The organism is Shewanella loihica PV-4, assembly GCF_000016065.1.
Lineage (GTDB): Bacteria > Pseudomonadota > Gammaproteobacteria > Enterobacterales > Shewanellaceae > Shewanella > Shewanella loihica.
In genome coordinates, this window is sequence record NC_009092.1 from 1771808 (window position 1) to 1795653 (window position 23846).

Annotated in this window: 21 protein-coding genes; 8 read left to right on the plus strand and 13 right to left on the minus strand. The window is 51.2% G+C overall.

Going from position 1 to position 23846, the window contains the following annotated elements; translation table 11 throughout:
• Nucleotides 1–7 precede the first annotated feature (7 nt).
• Complete coding sequence (locus SHEW_RS08020; protein WP_223294775.1) at nucleotides 8–1054, minus strand: HlyD family secretion protein; 1047 nt, start codon at nucleotides 1052–1054, stop codon at nucleotides 8–10.
• A 119-nt stretch (nucleotides 1055–1173) separates the two neighbouring features.
• Here SHEW_RS08020 and SHEW_RS08025 point away from each other — a divergent pair, with 119 nt between their 5' ends.
• A complete protein-coding gene (locus SHEW_RS08025) occupies nucleotides 1174–1773 on the plus strand; it encodes a TetR/AcrR family transcriptional regulator (protein WP_041407082.1) in 600 nt (199 codons plus the stop codon).
• A gap of 153 nt (nucleotides 1774–1926) precedes the next feature.
• Here SHEW_RS08025 and SHEW_RS08030 read toward each other — a convergent pair whose 3' ends face one another.
• From SHEW_RS08030 to ppsR, 4 genes are all read right to left on the minus strand, one after another.
• Nucleotides 1927–2586 carry a response regulator transcription factor gene (locus tag SHEW_RS08030; protein WP_011865344.1) on the minus strand — a complete coding sequence of 220 codons (660 nt, stop codon included), beginning with the start codon at nucleotides 2584–2586 and terminating at the stop codon, nucleotides 1927–1929.
• Between the two features lie 250 nt (nucleotides 2587–2836).
• Nucleotides 2837–3262, minus strand: coding sequence for an acyl-CoA thioesterase (locus SHEW_RS08035; RefSeq protein ID WP_011865345.1), 426 nt, complete (start codon nucleotides 3260–3262; stop codon nucleotides 2837–2839).
• Nucleotides 3263–3415: 153 nt separating this feature from the next.
• Nucleotides 3416–4477: a 3-deoxy-7-phosphoheptulonate synthase gene (locus SHEW_RS08040; protein WP_011865346.1), complete on the minus strand. Its 1062-nt coding sequence runs from the start codon at nucleotides 4475–4477 to the stop codon at nucleotides 3416–3418.
• Nucleotides 4478–4654: 177 nt separating this feature from the next.
• On the minus strand, nucleotides 4655–5467 hold the full coding sequence (gene ppsR / locus SHEW_RS08045; RefSeq protein ID WP_011865347.1) for a posphoenolpyruvate synthetase regulatory kinase/phosphorylase PpsR: 813 nt from the start codon (nucleotides 5465–5467) through the stop codon (nucleotides 4655–4657).
• Between the two features lie 126 nt (nucleotides 5468–5593).
• Between ppsR and ppsA the strand changes: the two genes are divergently transcribed.
• The 5 genes from ppsA to SHEW_RS08070 all read left to right on the plus strand — a co-directional run bounded on the left by ppsA (nucleotide 5594) and on the right by SHEW_RS08070 (nucleotide 12727).
• A complete protein-coding gene (gene ppsA / locus SHEW_RS08050; protein WP_011865348.1) occupies nucleotides 5594–7963 on the plus strand; it encodes a phosphoenolpyruvate synthase in 2370 nt (789 codons plus the stop codon).
• A 109-nt stretch (nucleotides 7964–8072) separates the two neighbouring features.
• A complete protein-coding gene (gene ydiJ / locus SHEW_RS08055) occupies nucleotides 8073–11153 on the plus strand; it encodes a D-2-hydroxyglutarate dehydrogenase YdiJ (protein ID WP_011865349.1) in 3081 nt (1026 codons plus the stop codon).
• A gap of 62 nt (nucleotides 11154–11215) precedes the next feature.
• Nucleotides 11216–11665 carry a DUF1285 domain-containing protein gene (locus SHEW_RS08060; protein ID WP_011865350.1) on the plus strand — a complete coding sequence of 150 codons (450 nt, stop codon included), beginning with the start codon at nucleotides 11216–11218 and terminating at the stop codon, nucleotides 11663–11665.
• Between the two features lie 123 nt (nucleotides 11666–11788).
• Nucleotides 11789–12205, plus strand: coding sequence for a MarR family winged helix-turn-helix transcriptional regulator (locus SHEW_RS08065; RefSeq protein WP_011865351.1), 417 nt, complete (start codon nucleotides 11789–11791; stop codon nucleotides 12203–12205).
• A gap of 48 nt (nucleotides 12206–12253) precedes the next feature.
• The gene (locus tag SHEW_RS08070) at nucleotides 12254–12727 is read left to right on the plus strand and encodes a PliI family lysozyme inhibitor of I-type lysozyme (RefSeq protein ID WP_223294776.1); all 474 of its coding nucleotides are present in this window, start codon (nucleotides 12254–12256) and stop codon (nucleotides 12725–12727) included.
• Nucleotides 12728–12862: 135 nt separating this feature from the next.
• Here the strand turns inward: SHEW_RS08070 and SHEW_RS08075 are convergent, their stop codons facing one another.
• Complete coding sequence (locus SHEW_RS08075) at nucleotides 12863–13207, minus strand: hypothetical protein (protein ID WP_011865353.1); 345 nt, start codon at nucleotides 13205–13207, stop codon at nucleotides 12863–12865.
• 262 nt (nucleotides 13208–13469) lie between these two features.
• Nucleotides 13470–14501 carry a Glu/Leu/Phe/Val dehydrogenase dimerization domain-containing protein gene (locus SHEW_RS08080; RefSeq protein ID WP_011865354.1) on the minus strand — a complete coding sequence of 344 codons (1032 nt, stop codon included), beginning with the start codon at nucleotides 14499–14501 and terminating at the stop codon, nucleotides 13470–13472.
• 256 nt (nucleotides 14502–14757) lie between these two features.
• Here SHEW_RS08080 and SHEW_RS08085 point away from each other — a divergent pair, with 256 nt between their 5' ends.
• Nucleotides 14758–15207, plus strand: a complete 450-nt coding sequence (locus SHEW_RS08085) for a DUF4826 family protein (RefSeq protein WP_011865355.1) — start codon at nucleotides 14758–14760, stop codon at nucleotides 15205–15207.
• Nucleotides 15208–15394: 187 nt separating this feature from the next.
• On the opposite strand, the gene SHEW_RS08090 is transcribed toward SHEW_RS08085, so the two are convergent.
• The 6 genes from SHEW_RS08090 to rluE form a co-directional block, all read right to left on the minus strand.
• On the minus strand, nucleotides 15395–16543 hold the full coding sequence (locus SHEW_RS08090; protein ID WP_041407083.1) for a ribosomal protein uL16 3-hydroxylase: 1149 nt from the start codon (nucleotides 16541–16543) through the stop codon (nucleotides 15395–15397).
• Nucleotides 16544–16738: 195 nt separating this feature from the next.
• Nucleotides 16739–18109 carry an adenylosuccinate lyase gene (gene purB, locus SHEW_RS08095; protein ID WP_011865357.1) on the minus strand — a complete coding sequence of 457 codons (1371 nt, stop codon included), beginning with the start codon at nucleotides 18107–18109 and terminating at the stop codon, nucleotides 16739–16741.
• Between the two features lie 32 nt (nucleotides 18110–18141).
• Entirely contained in the window at nucleotides 18142–18759 is a 618-nt protein-coding gene (gene hflD, locus SHEW_RS08100) for a high frequency lysogenization protein HflD (RefSeq protein ID WP_011865358.1), read from the minus strand.
• A gap of 3 nt (nucleotides 18760–18762) precedes the next feature.
• On the minus strand, nucleotides 18763–19878 hold the full coding sequence (gene mnmA, locus SHEW_RS08105; protein ID WP_011865359.1) for a tRNA 2-thiouridine(34) synthase MnmA: 1116 nt from the start codon (nucleotides 19876–19878) through the stop codon (nucleotides 18763–18765).
• Nucleotides 19879–20055: 177 nt separating this feature from the next.
• Nucleotides 20056–20505: an NUDIX hydrolase gene (locus SHEW_RS08110; RefSeq protein WP_011865360.1), complete on the minus strand. Its 450-nt coding sequence runs from the start codon at nucleotides 20503–20505 to the stop codon at nucleotides 20056–20058.
• Nucleotides 20506–20516: 11 nt separating this feature from the next.
• The gene (gene rluE / locus SHEW_RS08115) at nucleotides 20517–21311 is read right to left on the minus strand and encodes a 23S rRNA pseudouridine(2457) synthase RluE (RefSeq protein WP_011865361.1); all 795 of its coding nucleotides are present in this window, start codon (nucleotides 21309–21311) and stop codon (nucleotides 20517–20519) included.
• Nucleotides 21312–21583: 272 nt separating this feature from the next.
• Here rluE and SHEW_RS08120 point away from each other — a divergent pair, with 272 nt between their 5' ends.
• Complete coding sequence (locus SHEW_RS08120; RefSeq protein ID WP_011865362.1) at nucleotides 21584–23803, plus strand: NADP-dependent isocitrate dehydrogenase; 2220 nt, start codon at nucleotides 21584–21586, stop codon at nucleotides 23801–23803.
• Nucleotides 23804–23846 lie beyond the last annotated feature (43 nt).

Below are 23846 nucleotides of genomic sequence, written 5' to 3' on the forward strand. Positions count from 1 at the left end.
TACCATCTCAATGATTGGTATCGATTGTTACCTCAGCCGATAAGCCGGGTACAATTCTGCCTTGGAGTGCCCTGGGGATCTCGAGGGCAATCTTGATGGGAACGCGTTGTACGATCTTGACGAAGTTGCCTGTCGCATTGTCCGGTGGCAGTAGACCAAATTGCGCGCCTGTCGCTGGCGCAATGCTCAATACCCGTCCTTTAAGGTGTTCCTCGGGAAAGCTGTCGAGCATCACGTCGACAAGCTGACCTGGCAATATATTTGTGATTTGGGTTTCCTTATAGTTGGCCTCTATCCAGATAGATTCGACAGGAACGATAGCCAGAAGGGGAGCGCCTTTACTGGCAAAGCGTCCGGCGCGCAGGGCGCGATTACCTATGATGCCGGCAACGGGGGCTCTGACCTGTGTATTCTCTAATCTTAGTTTGGCCAGTGCCAGCGCAGCATTGGCCTGCTCGGCTTGGGCATTCAAACGAGCCTTATCACTCCTAAGGGTGTTGAGTTGTTGTTTGGCCGAACTAAGCTGTAACTGGCTCGCAGCCAGTTTCGCTTTCGCCTGATTGTTCTTATTGGTTTGCGCTTCAAACTGTGATTGAGAAATGAGTTCCTTATCTAACAGGTTTTGCAGTCGATGCCATTCCGCCCGATGAAATGTGGCATCGGCCATAGTCGAGTCTATCTGAGTCGATACCTGTTTTATTGATATCTGCTGTAGCTTTATACGCTCATCTATATTGGCAATTGCCGCCTGCGCCATGGTCAGTCCTGCCTTGGCTTGATTGTATTGAGCCAGATAATCTCTGTCGTCAATTTGTGCCAGCAGTTCACCTGCTTCTACATATTGGTTATCGGTTATGTAGACGTGATTAATAATGCCCGATACCTCGGCACTCACTTGCGAAATTTCCCCCTGAACATAGGCGTTATCTGTGCTGATCAAGCCTGCTTTGGGAAACTGGTAATAATAAAACAGAGAAGCGAATAACATCATGCTGCTGATAATTATCGCTTTTTTAATTTTGTTGCCCTGTGTTTTGCGAAGAAGTTGTTTCATGATGACGACCATAGATATAATACTGTACCGTTCAGTATCATATCTGTGGTTCGAAAAGGATGCAACCTTATCCTATAAAAAAGTGTACTATGGGGTATCAAAAGTTAGAGGAGGTGTTTATGCGACCATCGAGTTTGAGAAAGCGGCAGAAGTATTTGCAGGTAGCCGCAGAACTCTTTTTAGAGCAGGGCTATGAAGGCACCAGCCTAGATCAGTTGATAGAGCATTGTGGTGGCTCAAAGCTTACCTTGTATAACTACTTTAATGATAAACAAGGCCTGTTAAAAGCCGTGGTTGTTGAACTGACCGAACGCCTGCAACTGGGGTTAAGCATCGACGTAGATGCCGATAGAGTATTTAGGGAAGAGTTATTGTCTTTCGCGTTGAAATATTTGGAGTTTATCTATCACCCTGAGCTCTTGAAGTTGGCGCGCTTACTGATGACACAGACAAAAACCGCACCGGAATTAGTGGCATTTTTTCTTGAGCGAAGTTCAGGCCATTCTCAACAAGCATTACAGGATTATTTGATGCATCGACAAGCGATGGACAAACTCGTCATCACAGACTTGGCCATAGCGAGCGAACAATTTCTCGGTGCATTAAAGGGAAATCGTCATTTCGAAGCCTTATTCGGTGGGCAAATGTTGACATCTGATGAAATGAAAATTTACGCAAAGCATGCAGTAGATAACTTTATTCGCTGTTATCAATCTTGAACACAAATTTGCCGAAAGCTGCGGACTGGAGTCGACAGGTTCGGTTATTTGCCAAAAGTGCTTATTTATGAGGAATGCTTCTTGGCTGAGATCTATTGAGGCTTGGGAATAGACAGGGAGAGAAAGGGAAGATCATAGGATCTTCCACCTAGGTTAAAGCTCGACCTTTTCCATCTCCAGCTGCTGCAGGGCGATAACTGCCTGGGTGCGATTTCTCACCCCGAGTTTTCTAAAGATGGCGGTGGCGTGGGCCTTGATGGTGGCCTCGGATACGCCCAGGTCATAGGCGATCTGCTTGTTGAGCAGGCCTTCGGCAAACATCTGCAGCACCTTATACTGTTGCGGCGTGAGATCGGCGAGCTTGGCCGCCATCTGATCCGTGGCATCTTCGTTGATCTCTTGCAATTCTATATTGTCTGGTAGCCAAATATCGCCATAGAGCACAGCCGTGAGTGCCTCTGAGAGGGTTTCCATGGAGGCAGACTTGGGAATAAACCCGGCGCTACCATAGTGAACGGCGCGGCTGATGGTCATGGCATCTTCGTGAGCGGAGATCACCACCACAGGCAGTTCGGGGAAATGGGTTCTTAGGTGTATTAAGGTGGAATAGCCATGGGAGCCGGGCATCTGTAGATCCAGCAATACTAAGTCATAGGCGGTGTTGCCCTGTTCCAATAGGCCTTGTAGGGCTTCGGCGCTGTCGGCCTCAAACCATTGGGTGTCGGCAAAGGCGCCGCTCAATGCCTGTCGCAGCGCATTCCTAAATAATGGATGATCATCTGCGATGATGATGTGCAAGTTTTCGAGCTTCATTGCTTTTTGATTATCTTTGTTGCACTTGAAGGTAAAGTCAATGTAACAGATAAATGACTCAGTATTCTATTGCTTTTGTGTCTGGGTGACGGGATTTTTTCGTTTTTACAAACAATTATTAGACTTAAGTCTAATGAGTCTTCGGCTGACAGCGGAGATACGAGGTGCGAGATTAGGGAAGGTAAGAGGCGAGAAGTGAGAGGAGAGAGGTCGGCAGGTGTGCGCCCGCCGACAGGAGACCTTCTTAGGATTACGCTTCGCTCCACACCTTAGTGGGTTTACGATCTTCATCCAGCGCCACAAAGGTGAAGACGCCGCGAATGGCATGCTCACGATGATCTTGGTACATATCTTCGACGAAGATGTTGACCTCAACCTTGAGGGAGGTGTTACCCACATAGATCACGTTGGCGATGATCTCTGCCAGGGTGCCGGCAGGAATCGACTTATTGAAGTCGATACGGTCTGAACTGACGGTTACAAGTGTCTTGCGGCAGAAGCGGGTCGCGGCGATAAAGGCGGTCTCATCCATCCAGGCCAAGGCCTCACCACCAAAGAGAGTGTTGTGATGGTTGGTAATAGAGGGAAAAATCGCTTTGATCACCCGGGCTTCTGACTGCGCGATGCGCGCGCGAATGGCGTCAGAATACTGAGTTTCTGTATCGGTTAGGGGCATACGGCAACCTTAAGGTTATGCATTGAAAAAAACCGGCGGATTATACTGATAATCGCGGCGTAATGACAGCGCTGTAGCCCGGTAATGTGGCGGCTTTCATGACATTAAAAAAGGCTTCACGAGGAAGCCTTTTTAAAATAATCACATTAGGTATTAGCTAAGCTTTGCCATGCGCGCCTTGGAGGCTGCAGCAAGGTCTCGCAGCAGCTTTTCTGAGTCGGCCCAGTCGAGGCAGGCATCTGTAATGCTCTTACCGTAAATCAGTGGTTCACCGGCCACCACCTTCTGGTTGCCCTCTTCGATAAAGCTCTCTGCCATGATGCCGGCAATCGCGGTCGAGCCTGAGGCGACCTGCGTCATGATATCTTTGGCGACTTCGAGTTGACGCTTATGCTGTTTCTGGCTGTTGCCGTGGCTAAAGTCCACCACCATGCGGTGAGACAGGCCCACGTCTTTAAGCTTCTGCGCCGCAGCCTGAATGTCGGCCTCATGGTAGTTCGGCTGCTTGCCGCCACGCAGTATGATGTGGCCATAAGGGTTACCGCTGGTGCGGTAAACCGCCATGGCGCCATCTTTATCTGGCGAGTAGAAGATGTGGGGTTCCTTGGCGGCGCGCACCGCGTCGATGGCGATATTGATGTTGCCGTCGGTACCGTTCTTAAAGCCGACCGGGCAGGAGAGCGCCGAGGCCATCTCACGGTGGATCTGACTCTCAGTGGTACGGGCGCCAACCGCGCCCCAGGTGATGAGATCGGCAATATACTGACCGTTGACCATATCCAAAAATTCGGTGGCGATAGGCAAGTTTAGCTCGGTGATCTCTTGCAGCAGGTGACGCGCCAGGCGAAGGCCTTTGTTGGCATTAAAGCTACCGTCGAGATCCGGATCTGAGATCAGTCCCTTCCAACCAACCGTGGTACGAGGTTTCTCGAAATAGACGCGCATCAGGATGCAGAGTGAGTCTTTGAGTTCTTTATGCAGCACGGCCAGACGCTTAGCGTAGTCGATGGCAGCCTGGGTGTCGTGGATAGAGCAGGGGCCGATGATCACCAGAAGACGTTTGTCTTCACCTGTGAGAATGGCTTCAACTTCACGTCTCTGTTGAACCAAGTAGTCGGCGGCGTCTTGAGTAAGCGGGTATTCAGATGCGAGTTTAGCAGGTGAAATGGCCTTACATAGTAATGTGGTGCGTAGTTCGTCTGTTTTAATGGTCATTCAATATACCGAGCGTTTGTCTTGGCTTTCGCCTGATTGCCTCGGATTATAACCAATAGTTGCTAGCTGCACAGGGGTAAACAGATGAAAATTTCGGGTATTTGTCTACATCTGTGCAGTTAGCTTGCCATTTGGGGCGCTTAACTTGCCTCTATATAGGCAGAGGTAAGCCTAGTTTTAGAACATATGGCGTTCCAGACCTGTGACATCCAGAATCTTGGTGGCGATCTCTTCAACCGAATGGTTGGTGGTATTGACGAAGGGAATGCGCTCGCGCTTATACATCATCTCTACCTCTTTTACCTCGATACGGCACTGTCTCAGCGAAGAGTAGCGGCTGTTCTCCATGCGGCTCTGACGGATCTCATGCAGGCGCACAGGGTCGATCGTCAAACCAAACAGCTTATGTTTGTTCTTCTTTAACACCTCGGGCAGCTTGAGGTTGTCCATGTCATCTTCGATGAAGGGATAGTTAGCCGCCTTGATGCCAAACTGCATCGACAGATACAGGCTGCTGGGGGTCTTGCCGCAACGGGATACACCCAGAAGCACTATGTCGGCCTTGTCGATATGTTTAAGGGTCTGGCCGTCATCGTTTTCCATGGCGTAATTGATGGCGTCGATACGCGCTTCATAACTGTGATTGGCCTTGCCGTGAGTCCTGTGGGTCACGGGAACCGCCTTGACGCCTAACTGATCTTCAAGCGGGGCAACGAAGGTGTTCAAGAAGTCATAGTCGATACACTCACTGCTGTAGATGATGTCTCGGATCTCGGCTTTGACGATAGAATGGAACACAAGTGGTCGTTCGCCTGTTGTAATAAAACAATCATTAATTTGTGCTTTTACCGCCTCGGCTTTCTGAGTCGTCTCGACAAATGGAATAGTAAGTGCTTCAAACTCAACTGGAAATTGAGACAGTACCGCATGGCCAAAAACCTCGGCCGTGATCGCCGTCCCATCTGAGATATAAAAGACTTTACGTGACATTTTGACCTCTTGTAGTAATAAAATTACAAATAAAATTATAGATTTACGCGTCTTGCTGTGGAGTGTAAAATGCCGCTGCCCTCGTGTGAAGGGGCCACACTGAAATAAACTTGCGGAGATAGAACTGTGCAGCAATATGTACTCTGGTATCAAGAATTAGGCATGGGTGACGTCAACAAGGTAGGCGGTAAAAATGCCTCTCTTGGGGAGATGATCAGCAATCTAGCTAATGCAGGTGTTCAAGTGCCTGGTGGCTTTGCGACCACTTCCTTTGCGTTCAATGAATTTCTTGAACAAAGCGGACTTAACCAGAAGATATACGAGACGCTAGAAGCTCTAGACGTCGACGACGTGAATGCACTCGCCACCGCAGGTGCACAGATCCGACAGTGGGTTATCGATACCCCATTCCATAGCGAATTTGAGCAGGTTGTACGTGAGTCGTACGACAAGCTTTCCTCAGAAACTAAGGATGCATCGTTCGCAGTACGCTCTTCAGCGACTGCTGAAGATATGCCAGATGCTTCATTTGCCGGCCAACAGGAAACCTTCCTGAACGTTAAAGGCTTCGACGCAGTACTGGTTGCTATCAAGCACGTATTCGCCTCTCTCTTTAACGACCGAGCTATCTCATACCGTGTACACCAAGGTTATGACCACAAAGGCGTTGCGCTTTCAGCTGGCGTACAGCGTATGGTTCGTTCAGACACCGCCGCTTCAGGTGTAATGTTCACCATGGATACTGAGTCAGGTAACAACGATGTGGTCTTCGTGACCTCTTCATTCGGCCTAGGTGAGATGGTAGTACAAGGCGCGGTGAACCCAGATGAGTTCTATGTTCACAAGCCAAGCCTGACCGCAGGTCACAAGGCCGTTGTTCGCCGCAACATCGGTAGCAAGTTGATTCAGATGGTTTACTCTGACGACCTGAGCCACGGTAAGCAGGTGAAGATTGAAGATGTACCTGCCGACATGCGTCGTCAGTTCTCTATCAGCGATGAAGAGGTGATGGAGCTGGCTAAGCAAGCCATGATCATCGAGAAGCACTACGGTCGTCCAATGGACATCGAGTGGGCTAAAGATGGTAACGACGGCAAACTGTATATCGTACAGGCGCGTCCAGAAACCGTACGTTCACGTGAAGATGTACAGCTGATCGAACGTTTCCACCTGAAGACCAAGAGCGAAGTGATTGGCGAAGGTCGTGCCATCGGTCATAAGATCGGTAACGGTACCGCTAAGGTACTGGCTTCTATCGAAGATATGGACCAGATCCAAGAAGGTGACGTACTGGTTACCGACATGACTGACCCAGATTGGGAGCCAATCATGAAGCGCGCCAGCGCTATCGTCACCAACCGTGGTGGCCGTACTTGTCACGCGGCGATCATCGCCCGTGAACTCGGCGTGCCGGCGGTAGTAGGTTGTGGCGACATCACAGACAAGATCAAGCATGGTCAACAGGTGACTGTTTCTTGTGCCGAAGGTGACACAGGTTACATCTACGAAGGTATCCAAGAGTTTGACGTTATGTCTTCTCGCGTCGATTCTATGCCTGAACTACCGATGAAGATCATGATGAACGTGGGTAACCCAGACAGAGCGTTCGACTTCGCTCGTCTGCCTAACGAAGGTGTGGGTCTGGCCCGTCTCGAGTTCATCATCAACCGTATGATCGGTATTCACCCTAAGGCGCTGCTTGAGTTCAACGACCAAAGCGCCGAGCTGCAGCAAGAGATCCACGAGATGATCGCCGGCTACGAGTCACCAGTAGAATACTACGTGGCACGTCTGGTTGAAGGTATCGCGACTATCGCATCGGCCTTCCATCCGAAGAAAGTTATCGTACGTATGTCAGACTTCAAGTCTAACGAGTACGCTAATCTGGTTGGTGGTGACCGTTACGAGCCGGAAGAAGAGAACCCAATGCTGGGCTTCCGCGGTGCAAGCCGTTACATCTCTGAGTCGTTCCGCGACTGTTTCGCCCTTGAGTGCGAAGCCATCAAGCGTGTACGCAACGAGATGGGTCTGACGAATGTAGAGATCATGATCCCATTCGTACGTACGCTTGAAGAAGGCCGTCAGGTTATCGAACTGCTGAAAGAGCAAGGCTTGGAGCGTGGTAAAGATGGTCTGCGCGTCATCATGATGTGTGAGCTGCCTTCTAACGCCCTGCTAGCCGACCAGTTCCTCGAGATCTTCGATGGTTTCTCAATCGGTTCGAACGACTTGACCCAGCTAACCCTAGGTCTGGACCGTGACTCAGGCATCATCAGTCACCTGTTCGACGAGCGTAACGAAGCCGTTAAAGCCCTGCTGGCAATGGCTATCAAGGCCGCTAAGGCGAAAGGCGCTTACGTGGGTATCTGTGGTCAAGGTCCTTCTGACCACGCCGACTTTGCGGCTTGGTTGGTAGAGCAAGGCATCGACACTGTATCGCTTAACCCAGATACAGTGATCGATACCTGGTTATACCTGGGTGAAGCTCACGCTTAATTATTCTTTAGATAGAATAAGCTAATTGACGAAAGCCGCTTTTTAGCGGCTTTTTTTTGTTTATAATGGCAACATTATTTTAATAAACACCAATTGAAAAGAAGTCATCATGCTCCCTAAGTTATCCCATCAACAGACCCTAGAGCCTGTCTATTTGGCGTTTCTCGACGCCCTTGCCCAGAGCAATTATTGTGGCGATATCGATAAGCGTTACAGTGCGCGTCTCGCCCAGGCAACGGATAACTCTGTCTACCAGTTTCTGCCTCAGGCGGTCTTGTACCCCAAGACTCAGGCCGATGTTAAGCTGATCATGACCCTGGCGACTAAGCCAGAGTTTAAACAGGTAGTCTTTAGTGCGCGCGGGGGCGGCACAGGCACCAACGGTCAGTCGCTGACCCATGGCCTCATTCTGGATCTGTCGCGTTATTTCAATCAGGTGATTGAGATCAACGAGAAGGAGCGCTGGGTGAGGGTGCAGGCCGGGGTGGTCAAAGATGCGCTCAACGATGCGCTGCGCCCCCATGGTTTCTTCTTTAGTCCAGATCTCTCAACCTCTAACCGCGCCACCATGGGCGGCATGATCAACACAGACGCCTCGGGCGCAGGCTCGCTGGTTTATGGCAAGACGTCGGATCATGTGCTCGAGCTGATCAGCGTGCTATATGACGGCAGCGTGTTGGAGACCAAGCCGCTGGATCTTAAAGCGCTAGAAGCTTTAGATGCGCTGGAGTCCCCAAGCCTGGGGCAATCACTGCAGCGTGATATCGCCCGCATGACCCGTGAGCACAGAGGCGAGGTGGAGAGCCGCTTTCCAAAGCTTAATCGTTTCCTGACGGGTTATGATCTGAAAAACGTCTGGAACGAGACAGTCGATGAGTTCAACCTGTCGCGCATTCTTACCGGCTCTGAAGGCACGCTGGCGGTGATCACCGAGGCCAAGCTGGATATTACGCCACTGCCCAAGACCCGCATGATGGTCAACATCAAGTATGACTCTTTCCAGTCGGCGCTGCGTCACGCGCCGGATCTGGTTAAGGCCGAGGTGACCGTGGTGGAAACCGTGGACTCTAAGGTTCTTAATCTGGCCAAGCAGGATATCATCTGGCATTCGGTGTCATCTCTGATTGAAGATGTGCCGGGCGCCTCTATCGATGGCCTCAACATGGTGGAGTTCGCCGGTGAGCCTGACGAGGTGGAAGCGAAAGTTAAACAATTAGAGGCGATGCTCGATACCCAGCTTGCCGCTAATGAGGCTGGCCTGCTGGGTTATCAGGTCACATCGGATAAGGCGAGCATCAACACCATCTACGCTATGCGCAAGAAAGCGGTGGGGCTGCTTGGCGCCACTAAGGGAAGCCGCAAGCCTATCGCATTCGCCGAAGATACCGCTGTGCCGCCTGAGAAGCTTGCTGACTTTATCTTGGAGTTCAGGGCGCTGCTGGACAGCCATGAGCTGCAATATGGCATGTTCGGTCACGTAGATGCCGGCGTGCTGCATGTGCGTCCGGCGCTGGATATGTGCGACCCGCAGGATGAGCGACTGCTCAAGACGGTATCTGATCAGGTGGCGGCCTTGACCCTCAAGTATGGCGGCCTGATGTGGGGCGAGCATGGTAAGGGGGTACGTGGCGAGTATGGCCCATCTGTCTTCGGTGAGACCTTGTTTGGTCTGCTCGAAGAGGTCAAAGGCTATTTCGACCCCAATAACAAGCTAAATCCAGGCAAGCTGGTGGCACCTAAGGGCAGCGGACCGCTGCTCTATAATGTCGACAGCACCAAACGCGGCGCCTTCGACCGTCAGATCCCGGTTAACACCCGCGAAGCCTTCCCGGATGTGATGAACTGTAACGGCAATGGCCTCTGTTTCAACTACAGCGTCTATTCGCCGATGTGCCCCTCATTTAAGGTGACCGGAGACAGGGTACAATCGCCGAAGGGGCGCGCGGGTCTGATGCGCGAATGGCTGCGCTTATTGGAAGCAGAAGGCGTGGATGTCGAGGCTCTAGCCAAGGCCAAGCCTCTGGGCTGGCTGCAGCGCACCCAGAACACCCTGAAGAAAGAGCGCGAATATGACTACTCCCACGAGGTGATGGAGTCGTTGAAAGGTTGCCTCGCCTGTAAGGCCTGCTCGTCTCAGTGCCCTGTGAAGGTGGATGTGCCCAAGTTCAGGGCGCAGTTCTTTAACATCTATTACCAGCGCTATCTCAGACCTGTGAAAGACTATCTGGTGGCGGGGATTGAAGAGAGTCTGCCATTGATGGCCAAAGTGCCTCAGATCACCAACTTTGCCTCACAAAACAAACTGAGTCAGTGGGTGATTAAACAATCTATCGGCTATGTGGATGCGCCGGCGCTGTCAGTACCGACCCTCAAGCAGCGTCTGGAGAACCACGCCTGCCGTGGCTATGACCTCAATGCCTTGCAGCAGATCCCTGAAGCCGAACGTGACCAATATGTGCTGGTGGTGCAAGACCCGTTCAACAGCTTCTACGAGGCCGAGACGGTTTATCACTTTATTAAGCTCATCGAGAAGCTGGGCTTCAAGCCAGTGCTGTTGCCCTTTAAACCAAATGGCAAGCCGATTCATATTAAGGGATTCCTGGATAAGTTTGCCAAGACGGCTCAGTCCAGCGCCGATTTCTTGAATCAGGTGCACGCCCTTGGCATGCCTATGGTGGGGGTAGATCCTGCCATGGTGCTCTGCTATCGCGATGAATATAAAGAGATCTTGGCTGAAAATCGTGGCGACTTTAACGTGCTGCTGGCCAACGAATGGCTGCTCAAGGTGATCGACATCGTGGCGCCGACAGCTAAGTCAGCTAAGTTAAATAAGTCAGCTAATGCGACTAATGCGAATAGGCAGTTTACCTGGTTCAGTCACTGCACCGAATCGACGGCCAAGCCCAATACGGCCAAAGAGTGGCAGGCGATCTTTAGTGCATTTGGCGCCGAGTTAAGCACAGTCAGCCTAGGCTGCTGCGGCATGGCAGGCACCTATGGTCATGAGAGCGATAACCTAAAGCGCTCCAAGGCCCTGTATGAGATGTCTTGGGAGAAGGCCATTGATTCGCTGCCACATGAGCAGATATTGATCTCGGGTTATTCTTGCCGTAGCCAGGTGAAGCGTTTCGGTGGCTTCAAACCTAAACACCCGGTGCAGGCGCTGCTGAGTCTTATCGATAATGTTTAGTAAATGCATGGCTAATCTGTTCAAGGTTAATCAGTGCATGGCTAATGAGCTAACGAGAGACTATGCCTGAACTCGAGCCCGCCGCGCAGCTGCGGCAAATCACTCAAGGGGCGCAGCTATGCGATGAGGCGCCGCTGTTTCATATCGATAACCAAGGACGTTGGTTTTATCGCGGCGAGCCTCTGCCTGATAAATTTTGCCGCCTATTTGCCACCATTTTGCATCATAAATCTGAGGGATATTTACTGATGACGCCGGTGGAGACGGTGAGGGTGGAAGTTGTAGAGTTTCCCTTTATTATCAATGATTATGAAGAGGCGCAAGACGGGCAATTTACCCTCACCAGCTCCATAGGCACCCAGTTCCAGGTGGCAAGCAGAGATATGTTTGTAGTGGATGAGGCGGCAATATCCGTCTCCTTAGCCAGGGGATTATCGGCTAAACTTGGAAGAGCCTGTTATTATCGTTTTATCGAGCAATACCTGCTAAATCAAGACGGCGACGCGAACTAAGAGTTAAGCCTTTCTTAGATAAGGCAATTGGTTTTTCGTTACGAATTAGCGTTAGCCGAGCCCTAGTTTCTTTAGGACCAGATGTTAGTATTAATGCATGACCGCTGTATCTGGAGGTGCTGATTGAAACATTATGAAAGCTTGGGATACCTAGTGTCTCATCTTAATATCGAGCTTCAGAAGGCCTTGGATGAGAGGCTAAAGCGCTATGAGCTAGACATTAAGCTCTGGCCCGTCCTGTTTGCCCTGTGGCAGGAGGAGGGCGTTACTCAGACAGAGCTGTCTAAGCGCTGTGACGTGGCTAATTACACCATGACTCGCCTGTTAGATCAGCTGCAGGTACAGGGCTATATTACCCGTCATCAGGAGGCGGACAATCGTCGCGCCTTCAAAATTTTCCTAACCGACAGTGCCAAGGCGTTGGAGCAAGACCTTATCTGCGAGGCCGAGCGGGTCAACGAGCAGTTTCTCGGTAATTTGTCTGAGTTTGAATCACAACAATTTATCTATCTACTCAATAAGATCAATGGCCTATCCTAGGCAATCTGACCTATTATCAAACCTCACCTAAATCAACGGATGATCAAAATGCTGAAACCTCTGCTTACTGCGGCGCTTGTAATGAGCCTGTCTGCCTGTATGGTTAATATCGAGAAATCCCCCAAGTCTTCAACTCAAGCCTCAAACCAATCCTCAACTCACTCTTCCACATCTCAACCTGCTGCCTCCGAGCCAGAATCGGATGGTGCATCGAGTGTGAGCAGTGACAGCTATGCTAAAGCCTTTACGCTGGCAAACGGCTACAGCCTGGTGGTTGTTGAGGGGGCGTTGGAGCCAAGATCTATCGGCAGCGTGCAGGTGAGTCTGTATCGCAACCTGGATGTGGGGGATTTTGCCACTAGTCTGGCTTTCGTGCGGGACGGCACCATCCTAAAGGCCGAGCTTGTGGATAATTCTCAGAAGCAACAGAAGCTAGTGGTTACCATGGTGACGGCGGGCAGCGGTAACTATCAGAGCACTCAAGCTGTCTGTGTCGCTGGGGAAAGCCTGACGCTTTGCTAATAAGCAGAGCTTTTTTATGTATTGGCGCGGATGGTCACAGAAGCTTGAATACTTGTCTGCGCTATTGAGTCTGTCTGGTTAGATCTGTTCTTTTATTTGAATAGGCGATTAAGCTCGGGATGTCGTCACTTTGAGTTACACCACCAGCAACATGCCCAGGCTCGAGACGGCCATTACTATGATGACAGATTGCAGCAAAAGACGACTCTGCATCAGGTTTTCCTTTCCCTGTTTGATGCTTGTGATCAGGCGGTTTTGTTTGTAGATGCGGCAGATCATCTGCTCGCTGTTGGGATCGATAAAGAGTTGAAACTTACAGGGATCGCCGCTGTGCAGCTGCACCTCATGTTCGCTCTTGGGGCCGAAATTCAGCTTACGCGAGACCCGCTTGCCGTTAACAAATACCTGCTCCAAGCCTATCCAGTTACTGGCCTGTAACTCCACTAAATCCTGATTAAAGTGGTACTTGAAACTTATCATAATGCAATCCTAGCGAAGATGATGAGCCTCTAAGTCAAGCAGAGGAATATGACATTTTCCAGTACGCCTTTGTGAAAAATCTGTGTCTGAAAATTATCTCTTTGGCGGTAAAAGAAAAATTGAATCAGAAAATTTTTGAGCTGTTTTTTATCGGTTGAGTAGGCTATGGCTTGGTGCAAAACTTGGGTTGCAGGCAATAAAAAACCACCGAACCTGTCGGTGGTTTTTCAATCCGGCTAGTACCAGGAATTAGCGCCAGAAATTATTTTTCGCCGTTGATGATGGCGCGTGCCAGTTCGTCGGCAACATCCGCTGTGGTGCGGTTTTGCGCATCAGACTGTTCGAAGATCTTCAGCAGGGTGTTGTAGATCTCTTCTACCTTGGCGGTAGATTTTTGTGCGTCGTAATCTTTTTCGAACGAGACGTTGATGATACCGCCGGCGTTGATCACATAGTCTGGCGCGTACAGGATGCCCAGTTCTTTGAGCTTCTCGCCATGGCGCAGTTCGGCAAGCTGGTTGTTGGCACAACCTGCCACAATCTTAGCCTTCAGCAGTGGAATCGTGGTGTCGTTGATGGTGGCACCCAGGGCACATGGTGCATAGATATCGACATCTTGATGGTAGATATCTTGAGGCGCAACCACAGTAGCACCAAACTCGGTAGCGACCTTATCCAGTGATGACTGGTGAATGTCGGTGACGATCAGCTCGGCGCCTTCTTCGTGCAGGTGACGACACAGGTAGTAACCTACGTGGCCAACGCCCTGAACGGCAATCTTAAGGCCCTTGAGGCTGTCCAGGCCACGCTGATGCTTAACGGCAGCCTTGATACCCAAGTAGGTGCCAAGCGCAGTAAATGGTGATGGGTCACCGCTCTGACCTTCAAGACCCGCCATGTATGGGGTTTCTTGGTGAGCAATCATGATGTCGCTGGTAGACACGCCCACATCTTCTGCAGAGTAGTACTTACCACCCAGAGTATGAATACAACGACCGAAGGCGCGGAACAGGGCTTCACGGTTTTCTACTTTAGGATCGGCGATGATCACCGACTTACCGCCACCCATTGCCAGACCGGCTAGGGCGTTCTTGTAGGTCATGCCACGAGACAGACGTAATACGTCGGTCAGTGCTTCGTCATCAGACTCATAGTTCCACATTCTGCAACCGCCGACCGCTGGGCCCAGGTTGGTGTTGTGAATGGCTATGATTGCACGTAAGCCACTTTCTTTATCATGACAAAATACGACCTGTTCGTGGTCATCAAATGAGATATGATTAAATACTGCCACTTTATGAGTTCTCCGCTTGGGAATTAAAACGCCGAATGCCAAAGAGGCGCCTTCGACGGCTTGTTATATTTATTGCAGAACGATAGCATTTAGCGATACTCTCAACAAAGCAAAGATTGGGATTAATTGTGATCGGCGTGGCAATTTTGCTTTCCACTTTACGTTAACGTAAAGTTGTGTGTGAATTTTCACGCAATATGCAGTTTGTCAGCTCCATTTCGCCCTTCACAGCATAACTATAACAATAGGAAGCAGTATGACGGAACAAGCAGTCGAGAACACTAAAGCACTCACTCCAGAAGAACAAGAAGCCCTGACACAACAATGGGTTAAAGAGCATTTTCAGAAGGCAAACCGCTTTCTGGCGGAAAAAGGGGTGATCCCAAGTAAAGTGATTGCCGAAGAGAGCCGTTACCTTGCGCCTTTCCTCGCGGTATGGAAGATGGAGTCTAAGCAGCCAAAGCCACAGACCTTCTGGGTGATGTCTGGCGATCTGCCTTCAGACTATGTGGATGTTAAGGTTGCCGCCACCGCGCGCGACGCGATTCGCCATTTCTCTATGATGTGGCAGCTTAAGGCGGAAAACCTGGTTAAATCTGGCGCCGTAAAAGACAAGACCCAGGCTCAGTTTGCGCAGCTGTTGGTGTCACGTGCCGAGAGCCTGTATCAGATCCACAATGACGAAAAATTGTGGAAAGAAGGCTAAGTGTTTTAAACAGCCACCGCTGTTAAGCGTGTCTTTAAAAAGCGCTTGAGCCTAATAAAACAGCCGCCCATCTGAGGCGGCTTTTTTGTGTTCTCAGCTTCGACGCTTTCTTGAAACCAGATACAGAATATCAGCTACTTGGCATTAGCTACAGGGCATCAGTGACTGGAGACTCGCATTTGGCAGCTTATGCCAGGTAGGCGTAGCCAGAGTTAAGCAGCCAGATAAAGTATTGGCCTATGGCCTCACGCTGACACAGGTCCAGTGCCTGCTTGCCCTCGAAGCTAAATGCATTGGCCAGCAGCATGAGTTTGTCATCTAGCTCATCTGCATCGTCATCATCAACAGCATCAAAGTCGTAGATCTCACCATTGATAAAGAGCCTAAGGTGTTTATCGCCTTCGAGACGAATCACCTTAAGCCCGCCGATGCGTTGGAGGCAGGCACCATCTTCCAGGGCTTCCATCAGCTCTTCCTGGCTGTAACTTTCCCCTTGCTCTGCCAGATCAAGTTCGAAGCGGTTCTGACTCAGGGTCTGACCCAACACGGTTTGATAATGGTCTGGCTGGGATAAGATCTCTGAGACCAGGGCCAACATGCCTGCTTGCTGCTCGACGCTCAGTAGGCCAGGGCTAGCGGGTTCTTGGTTCGAGGTAAAGCGCTTATTGCCGCCGTTGGTGTCGATGAGATGATCGGCAATGCTGCTAAATAGCTCCTGTTGGCTGGGGGCGCGAAACCCTATGGAGTAACTCAGTGCCGTCTCCAATGTCTCACCACGGTGGGGGAAGCCTGGCGGGATATAGAGCATGTCGCCGGCCTCGAGTACCACATCCAGGATGGGCTCAAAATCATCGATCAGCGCCGTGTGGGTATCGCCGCCGCGGGGCGAATATTGCCCCTTGGCGCCGACTTTCCAGCGGCGCCTGCCTTCGCCCTGCAGCAAGAAGACATCATAGTTGTCTATGTGAGGGCCGACGCCACCACCGGGCGTGGCGTAGGAGACCATGAGATCGTCGAAGCGCCAGTCGGGGATGAAACGAAAGGCGTTAACCAGGGGCTCTACATCCGGGTACCAGTGGTTGACGGCCTGGACCAGTAGCTGCCAGTTGGCATCGCCAAAGGGGGAGTAATCTTCGATGGGGCCCTGGAAGATCTCCCAGTTATCTTTCTTGGTCAGGACGATGCGTGAGGCGATCTCCTCTTCGCAGGCGAGTCCCGCCAGTTCATCGGGGGCGATAGGATCTTGAAAGTGCGCGAAGGCGCCTTTGATCACCAGAGGCTGCTTCTGCCAGTGATGGGCTAAAAACTCTTGGGTATCGAAGTTGGGAGTATACATGGCGTCGGTCATCAGGCCTGAATAATAGGGGCAGTATATGCCGAAAATCACATAGTCCGGAAATCATATAATCCGGAAATCATATAGTCAGGAAATCGCATCTTCCTGAAACTAGGTATTGCGGAAACTAGATATTCCAGAAATAAAAAGGCGGTAAGCTGCTGCCTACCGCCTTTCATAAGGTGTTAGGGATGATTACTTGAGATCATCCACAAAAGCTTCGGCGCGGCCAATGTAGTTGGCAGGCGTCATCTTTTTAAGCTCAAGCTTCACATCACTTGGTAGCTCGAGAGTGTCGATGAACTGTGCCAGTTGCTCGCCATCGATACGCTTACCACGAGTCAGCTCTTTAAGCTTCTCGTATGGCTTCTCGATGCCGTAGCGGCGCATAACGGTTTGTACTGGCTCGGCCAATACTTCCCAGTTTTGGTCCAGCTCTTCACGCAGGTGAGCCTCGTTCACTTCGAGCTTGCAGATGCCTTTCAGGGTTGCCTGATAAGCGATCAGCGAGTGCGCCATGCCGACCCCCAGGTTACGCAGTACCGTCGAGTCGGTCAGGTCGCGCTGCCAGCGAGACACAGGCAGTTTAGCCGCCAAGTGCTGCATCAGGGCGTTAGCGATACCCAGGTTACCCTCAGAGTTTTCGAAATCGATAGGGTTAACCTTGTGCGGCATGGTCGATGAACCGATTTCGCCGGCAATCGTCTTCTGCTTGAAGTGACCCAGGGCGATATAACCCCAGATGTCACGGTCAAAATCGATCAGTACGGTATTGAAACGGGCGACGGCATCGAACAGCTCTGCGATATAATCGTGTGGTTCGATCTGAGTGGTGTATGGGTTCCAGTTAAGGCCCAGGCTAGTCACGAAACGCTCTGACAGTGTGTGCCAGTCAACTTCAGGGTAGGCTGACAGGTGAGCGTTGTAGTTGCCCACGGCGCCATTGATCTTACCCATGATCTCAACCGCTTGGATCTGCTTAAGCTGACGTTCGAGGCGTACGGCAACGTTGGCCATCTCTTTACCTAGGGTAGAAGGCGAGGCTGGCTGACCATGGGTACGTGACATCAGTGGTACAGAGCGATATTCGCTGGCCAGTTTCTTCACGCCATCGACGATCTGTTGGCAGTATGGCACCAACACCTGCTCGCGGGCTTCGCTAAGCATCAGGCCGTGAGACAGGTTGTTGATATCTTCCGAGGTACAGGCGAAGTGAACAAACTCACCGATGGAGGTAAGTTCGCTGTTGTCTGCGATCTTCTCTTTGATAAAGTACTCAACTGCCTTCACATCGTGGTTAGTGGTGGCCTCGATGGTCTTGACGCGCAGCGCGTCTTCTTCGCTGAAGTTGTCTTTGATCTGGTCGAGCAAGGCCAGTGCGACTTCGCTAAAAGGAGGAACTTCTTCAATTTCTGGGCAGCTAGACAGCAGCTTTAGCCAGTTGATTTCGACTTGAACACGGTATTTGGTCAGGCCGTACTCGCTGAAAATCCCTCGCAATGAGGCGGTTTTACTACCATAACGACCGTCTACCGGAGAGATAGCAGTTAGTGCGGAAAGTTCCATTAGAAGCTCCTTTAATGAACTTAACTTATTATTTATAGGGTGAGGCTTTTCTTAGCTGTATCAACTATTGTTTTTCGCGAGAAGACAAGGTGCCTGCGCTTGCCTCCAAGTTGGCGCCACAGGACTGCGCTGCGCATGGCAGCCAGCAGCAGGGCGCGTATCTTATGTTGCACCATAGGTTGTTTCAGGTACTCGGGATTGCCCGAGATCTGTATCTTGGGGCCTAAGGTGCTGATTATATCGCTGTAGATGCCGGCGAAGTTGGCAACCACCTGCTCGTCGGTAATGGCAAAGTGGTGCAGCTGGCGATGTACTTGATTGATGCGCTCGGCCAGCATGCCCATGGCGTTTGAGCTGCGTGACAGTTTACGCTCCAGGGCCAAAATACCGATAAGGTAGCGGGTTACCTCGACATCTTTCTGCTTGTCATCGCCCAGCTGGTTCAACACCAGTTGGTAGCCGCGATTCAGCGCGACCTTGTCTTGATATACATCGGCAGTGCTGTCTGGATTGGTCACCATGATGGTACCCAGACAGGCGCCAAGCATCTCATCGTCTGCCTGGCCGTGTCTGGCAACCTTTTGTACCTGACCTATCGCCTGCAATATACCGGCAAAGGCCATGGTTCTGTCGAAAATCGGCTCGCTCACGGCTTACTCTCTAATCAGACTGTCTATGATACCGCCGCCCAGACAGACTTCGCCGTCATAAAACACGGCCGACTGACCAGGGGTTACGGCGGCAACTGGCTCGTCGAAGATCACCTTGATGCGATCGTCCCCTTCATAGGTGAGGGTACAGGCCACATCCTGCTGACGGTAGCGTGTCTTGACCGTGATCTTGGCGCCATCATTAGGCCCTGTTCTATCGACCCAGTGTAGCTGATCGGCGTAGAAACCCACCGACATGAGGCGAGGGTGCTTACCACCTTGACCGACAACCAACACGTTACGTTCGAGATCTTTATCGACCACATACCAAGGATCGTCGTTGCTGTTCTTCATGCCGCCGATCCCAAGCCCCTTGCGCTGACCCAGGGTGTGGTACATCAAGCCTTGGTGCTCACCTATGACTTCGCCTTCGGCTGTCTCTATCTTGCCAGGCTGCGCGGGCAGGAAGGTGCGCAGAAAATCGGTGAACTTACGCTCGCCGATAAAGCAGATGCCTGTGCTGTCCTTCTTGTCATGGGTAACCAGCCCCATCTCTTTGGCAATTTCACGCACTTCGCTCTTCTCCAGTTCACCCACAGGGAACAGGGAGCGGGCGATCTGCTCATGGCTCAAGGTGTAGAGGAAGTAGCTCTGATCTTTGTTGCCATCGACGCCACGTAGCATCTGGCTTTGACCCGAGGCATCGCTGCGGCGCACATAGTGGCCCATGGCGATGTAGTCGGCGTCCAGGATGTCGTCGGCAAACTCGAGAAACGCCTTAAACTTGATCTCTTTGTTGCACATGATGTCTGGGTTAGGGGTACGGCCCGCCTTGTATTCGGCGAGGAAGTACTCGAACACGTTGTCCCAGTATTCGGCGGCAAAGTTAACCGTGTGCAGCTTGATCCCCAGTTTGTCGCAAACGGCTTGGGCATCTTTAAGATCTTCGGCGGCAGCACAATACTCGTCGGTATCGTCCTCTTCCCAGTTTTTCATGAACAGGCCTTCGACCTGATAGCCCTGTTGCATGAGGAGATACGCCGAAACAGATGAGTCGACACCGCCGGACATGCCGACGATCACTTTTTTACCGTTTGGATTGGGTTCGATTGCTGCCATAAATCCTAAAAACCATTAAATTCGTGTAGCTATGGTGATGTTTTCTGCGGTTGAGCAAGCCGGTTTGCCTGCTTAGCCCTGTGTCTAATTGCGCGTTGATCACGCATCACTTGCCGGGAAAATCATCACCATAATATGCGGGGGCATATTCTATCATGCATTGTGACTTTGGGCTAACTAGAGAAAGCGGCTATTGACCACCTCAGTCGAAAAGAGTTTTCCCTGAAGAAAGTCGTGAATACATTGTAGTACCAGGGGGCTTCTGAGCTGGCTCTTGAGCTGGGTTATCTCATCTAGTGTCATCCACAGGGCGCGGCGAATAGCGCTGTCTTGGGGCTTGGGTGTGAGCGGCTCATCTAAGGTGCAGGCATAGGTGAAGCGCAGGAAGGCCAGATCGTCTCTAGCCTGAAATTGATAGATGTTGATCAGCGACTGCGCCTTGATGGCAAGGCCTGTCTCTTCCCATACCTCGCGCTCGCAAGCCTGGTTAAGGCTTTCAAAGGCTTCTAGATGACCTGCGGGCTGGTTGTAGGTGAGCTTGCCATCGATGAGCTCCTCGACCATCAGGTATTTGTCGTCACAATTGATGACGCAGGCGACGGTGACATTGGGTTTATAACGTTCCATCTATTACCTCGTTAGGATTGGGGCAACACCTTATATTCGCCATTTGCGACGCCATTCAGGCTCCATTGACCTATTTTATAACGAATCAGTCTTAGCGTTGGGTAGCCCACATGGGCGGTCATGCGCCTGACCTGACGGTTGCGTCCCTCGCAGATGGTGATCGCCAGCCAACTGGTGGGGATCTGTTTGCGCTCTCGCACCGGTGGGTTGCGGGGCCAGACATCCGGCTCGGCGATACGCTCCACCTTGGCGGGCAGGGTCGGACCATCTTTGAGAGTGACGCCGTCTCTTAGCGCCTGAATCGCCTCGTCGCTGGGAATGCCTTCGACCTGCACCCAGTAGGTCTTATCGGTTTTTTTCTTGGGCTCTGTGATGCGCGACTGTAGCTGACCATCGTTGGTCAGTAGCAGTAAGCCTTCGCTGTCTCTGTCGAGCCTGCCGGCGGCGTAGACATCTTGAATCGGGATGAAATCCTTCAAGGTCTGACGGCCCTGCTCATCGGTGAATTGACACAAGACATCGAAGGGCTTGTTAAACAGCACTATGATGGGGTTCTGCGGCCTTGGCTTTGGCTTAGGTTTGGACCTAGGCTTAGCTTTAAGCTTAGGTTTGTGTTTGACACCCTCTGCCGCGGTGGCGCCCCCTCCTCGTTTGGGCTGATAAGAATTGCCTTTGGATTTAGTGGCTGGGGCGTTGGTTTTCGCTCCCTGACGACGAGAAGCTAGCTTATTGGCGCTGGGTGTTTTTGGACTCACGAGGCAAACTTTTGGCTGAGTGTATGCTAATGCTGACATTGTACTGTGCATTCGCCATTAGTGGAATTTGAATATTGGCGTGAATGATTTATGATGTCGGCCAACTAAATGTGATCGATAGCAAAACGTGAACAGATTTTGAGATGTTAACCGCGCTTTGTTTTGCATTAAATCGGTTTAAGTGTCAGGGGAGAGCCCCAGGGCGTTCACCCTTACGATTTATCCTTTTCATGCCTCGCATTCGCCATCGTAAAATTATAATAATGACATCATAGTGGTTTGATTAATAAACGATTTATTTTACAAAAACGTAGGAAGTAATAATGAACGACAATCCAACGATCATCTATACGGAGACAGATGAAGCTCCGGCTCTCGCGACCCTATCTCTGTTGCCTATTATCAAGCATTTCACCGCAGCCGCCGGAGTTGGCGTTGAGACACGCGACATCTCTTTATCTGGCCGTGTTATTGCCAATTTCCCTGAATTTTTAAAGCCAGAACAGCAGATCTCTGACGCGCTCGCCGAGCTGGGTGAGCTGGCCACTAAGCCAGAAGCAAACATCATCAAGCTGCCTAATATCAGCGCTTCTATTCCACAGCTAAAAGCTTGTATCAAGGAGTTGCAAGATAAGGATTATGCACTGCCTAACTACCCTGATGAGCCGCAAAATGACGCAGAAGCTGATATCAAGGCACGTTACGACAAGATCAAAGGGAGTGCCGTTAACCCAGTGCTGCGTGAAGGTAACTCAGATCGCCGCGCGCCGACTTCTGTAAAAAACTACGCCAAGAAGAACCCACACTCAATGGGTGCCTGGAGCAGCGATTCTAAGTCTCATGTTGCGCACATGGAAGCCGGCGATTTCTACGGTAGCGAGCAGTCGGTGACTGTTGCCGAGCCAACCAGCATAGATATCCTGTTCGAAGGTAAAGATGGTAGCAGCAAGACACTGAAAGCTGGCCTTAAGTTACTGGCCGGTGAGGTGATTGACGCTTCTACCATGAGCAAGAAAGCCCTGGTTGCCTTCATGGAGCGCGAAATCGAAGCGGCTAAGGCCGAAGATGTATTGCTGTCTCTGCACCTTAAGGCGACCATGATGAAGGTTTCTGACCCTATCATGTTCGGTCACGCGGTTAAGGTGTTCTACAAGTCACTGTTTGAAAAGCATGGCCAGCTGTTTGAAGAGCTGGGCGTCGATGTTAACAATGGCTTTGGTGACGTCTATGCAAAGATAGCTAGCCTACCAGCCGACAAGAAAGCCGAGATCGAAGCCGATATCGCCGCTATCTACACCGAGCGTCCAGCCCTGGCTATGGTTGATTCAGACCGTGGTATCACCAACCTGCACGTGCCAAGCGATGTGATCATCGATGCCTCTATGCCTGCGGCGATTCGCTCTTCAGGTCAGATGTGGGGCCCAGATGGTAAGCTAAAAGACACCAAGGCGCTGATCCCAGATCGTTGCTACGCAGGTGTATACCAGGAAACTATCCAATTCTGTAAAGAAAATGGCGCCTTCGATCCAACCACCATGGGCAGCGTGCCAAACGTGGGCCTGATGGCGCAGAAGGCCGAAGAATATGGTAGCCATGACAAGACCTTCGAAATTGCCGCCGATGGTGTGGTCAAGGTTGTCGATGCCGCTGGAAATCTGTTGATGTCTCACGACGTCGAAGCCGGTGATATCTGGAGAATGTGTCAGGTTAAAGACGCCCCTATCCGTGACTGGGTTAAGCTTGCCGTTAACCGTGCGCGTCTGTCATCTACGCCAGCCGTGTTCTGGTTAGACGAGAACCGTGCCCACGATGCACAGCTTATTGCCAAGGTGAAGCAGTATCTGCCTGAGCATGACACCGATGGACTCGAGATCCACATCATGGCGCCTGTGGCGGCGACTCGTTTCTCACTGGAGCGCATCAAGCAAGGTCTGGATACAATCTCGGTAACCGGTAACGTGCTACGTGACTACCTCACCGATCTCTTCCCAATTCTTGAGCTGGGTACCAGCGCCAAGATGCTGTCAATCGTGCCGCTGATGAGTGGTGGTGGATTGTTCGAGACTGGTGCCGGCGGTAGTGCGCCTAAGCATGTTCAGCAGGTGGAGAAAGAGGGTCACCTACGTTGGGATTCTCTGGGTGAGTTCCTGGCACTGGGCGCGTCACTCGAGCACCTGAGCCAGAACTATGGCAACCCTAAGGCGCAGGTATTGGCCGATGCGCTGGACAATGCTATCGGTAAGTTCCTCGATGAAAACCGTTCGCCATCACGTCGTGTGGGTGAGCTGGATAACCGTGGTAGCCACTTCTACCTAGCGATGTACTGGGCACAGGCTTTGGCCGCACAGGATAGCGACGCTGAGCTAAAAGCGCAGTTCGCGCCACTTGCCGAAGCACTAACCAATAACGAAGCTAAGATAGTTGCCGAGTTAAATGGTGCGCAGGGCCCTGCGGTTGATTTAGGCGGTTACTATCGCCTGGATGCTGTTAAGGCGGAAGCGGCGATGCGTCCAAGCGCGACGCTGAACCAGCTGATAGGCTAATTTAGCCATATAATAAAAAAGGGCGCCACGGCACCCTTTTTTA

What these genes read in the sequence shown, in the direction of transcription:
- SHEW_RS08020 (WP_223294775.1), bottom strand. Translation starts at nt 1,054, where the DNA reads ATGAAACAACTTCTTCGCAAAACACAGGGCAACAAAATTAAAAAAGCG.
- SHEW_RS08025 (WP_041407082.1), top strand. Translation starts at nt 1,174, where the DNA reads ATGCGACCATCGAGTTTGAGAAAGCGGCAGAAGTATTTGCAGGTAGCC.
- SHEW_RS08030 (WP_011865344.1), bottom strand. Translation starts at nt 2,586, where the DNA reads ATGAAGCTCGAAAACTTGCACATCATCATCGCAGATGATCATCCATTA.
- SHEW_RS08035 (WP_011865345.1), bottom strand. Translation starts at nt 3,262, where the DNA reads ATGCCCCTAACCGATACAGAAACTCAGTATTCTGACGCCATTCGCGCG.
- SHEW_RS08040 (WP_011865346.1), bottom strand. Translation starts at nt 4,477, where the DNA reads ATGACCATTAAAACAGACGAACTACGCACCACATTACTATGTAAGGCC.
- ppsR (WP_011865347.1), bottom strand. Translation starts at nt 5,467, where the DNA reads ATGTCACGTAAAGTCTTTTATATCTCAGATGGGACGGCGATCACGGCC.
- ydiJ (WP_011865349.1), top strand. Translation starts at nt 8,073, where the DNA reads ATGCTCCCTAAGTTATCCCATCAACAGACCCTAGAGCCTGTCTATTTG.
- SHEW_RS08060 (WP_011865350.1), top strand. Translation starts at nt 11,216, where the DNA reads ATGCCTGAACTCGAGCCCGCCGCGCAGCTGCGGCAAATCACTCAAGGG.
- SHEW_RS08070 (WP_223294776.1), top strand. Translation starts at nt 12,254, where the DNA reads ATGCTGAAACCTCTGCTTACTGCGGCGCTTGTAATGAGCCTGTCTGCC.
- SHEW_RS08075 (WP_011865353.1), bottom strand. Translation starts at nt 13,207, where the DNA reads ATGATAAGTTTCAAGTACCACTTTAATCAGGATTTAGTGGAGTTACAG.
- SHEW_RS08085 (WP_011865355.1), top strand. Translation starts at nt 14,758, where the DNA reads ATGACGGAACAAGCAGTCGAGAACACTAAAGCACTCACTCCAGAAGAA.
- SHEW_RS08090 (WP_041407083.1), bottom strand. Translation starts at nt 16,543, where the DNA reads ATGTATACTCCCAACTTCGATACCCAAGAGTTTTTAGCCCATCACTGG.
- purB (WP_011865357.1), bottom strand. Translation starts at nt 18,109, where the DNA reads ATGGAACTTTCCGCACTAACTGCTATCTCTCCGGTAGACGGTCGTTAT.
- mnmA (WP_011865359.1), bottom strand. Translation starts at nt 19,878, where the DNA reads ATGGCAGCAATCGAACCCAATCCAAACGGTAAAAAAGTGATCGTCGGC.
- SHEW_RS08110 (WP_011865360.1), bottom strand. Translation starts at nt 20,505, where the DNA reads ATGGAACGTTATAAACCCAATGTCACCGTCGCCTGCGTCATCAATTGT.
- rluE (WP_011865361.1), bottom strand. Translation starts at nt 21,311, where the DNA reads ATGCACAGTACAATGTCAGCATTAGCATACACTCAGCCAAAAGTTTGC.
- SHEW_RS08120 (WP_011865362.1), top strand. Translation starts at nt 21,584, where the DNA reads ATGAACGACAATCCAACGATCATCTATACGGAGACAGATGAAGCTCCG.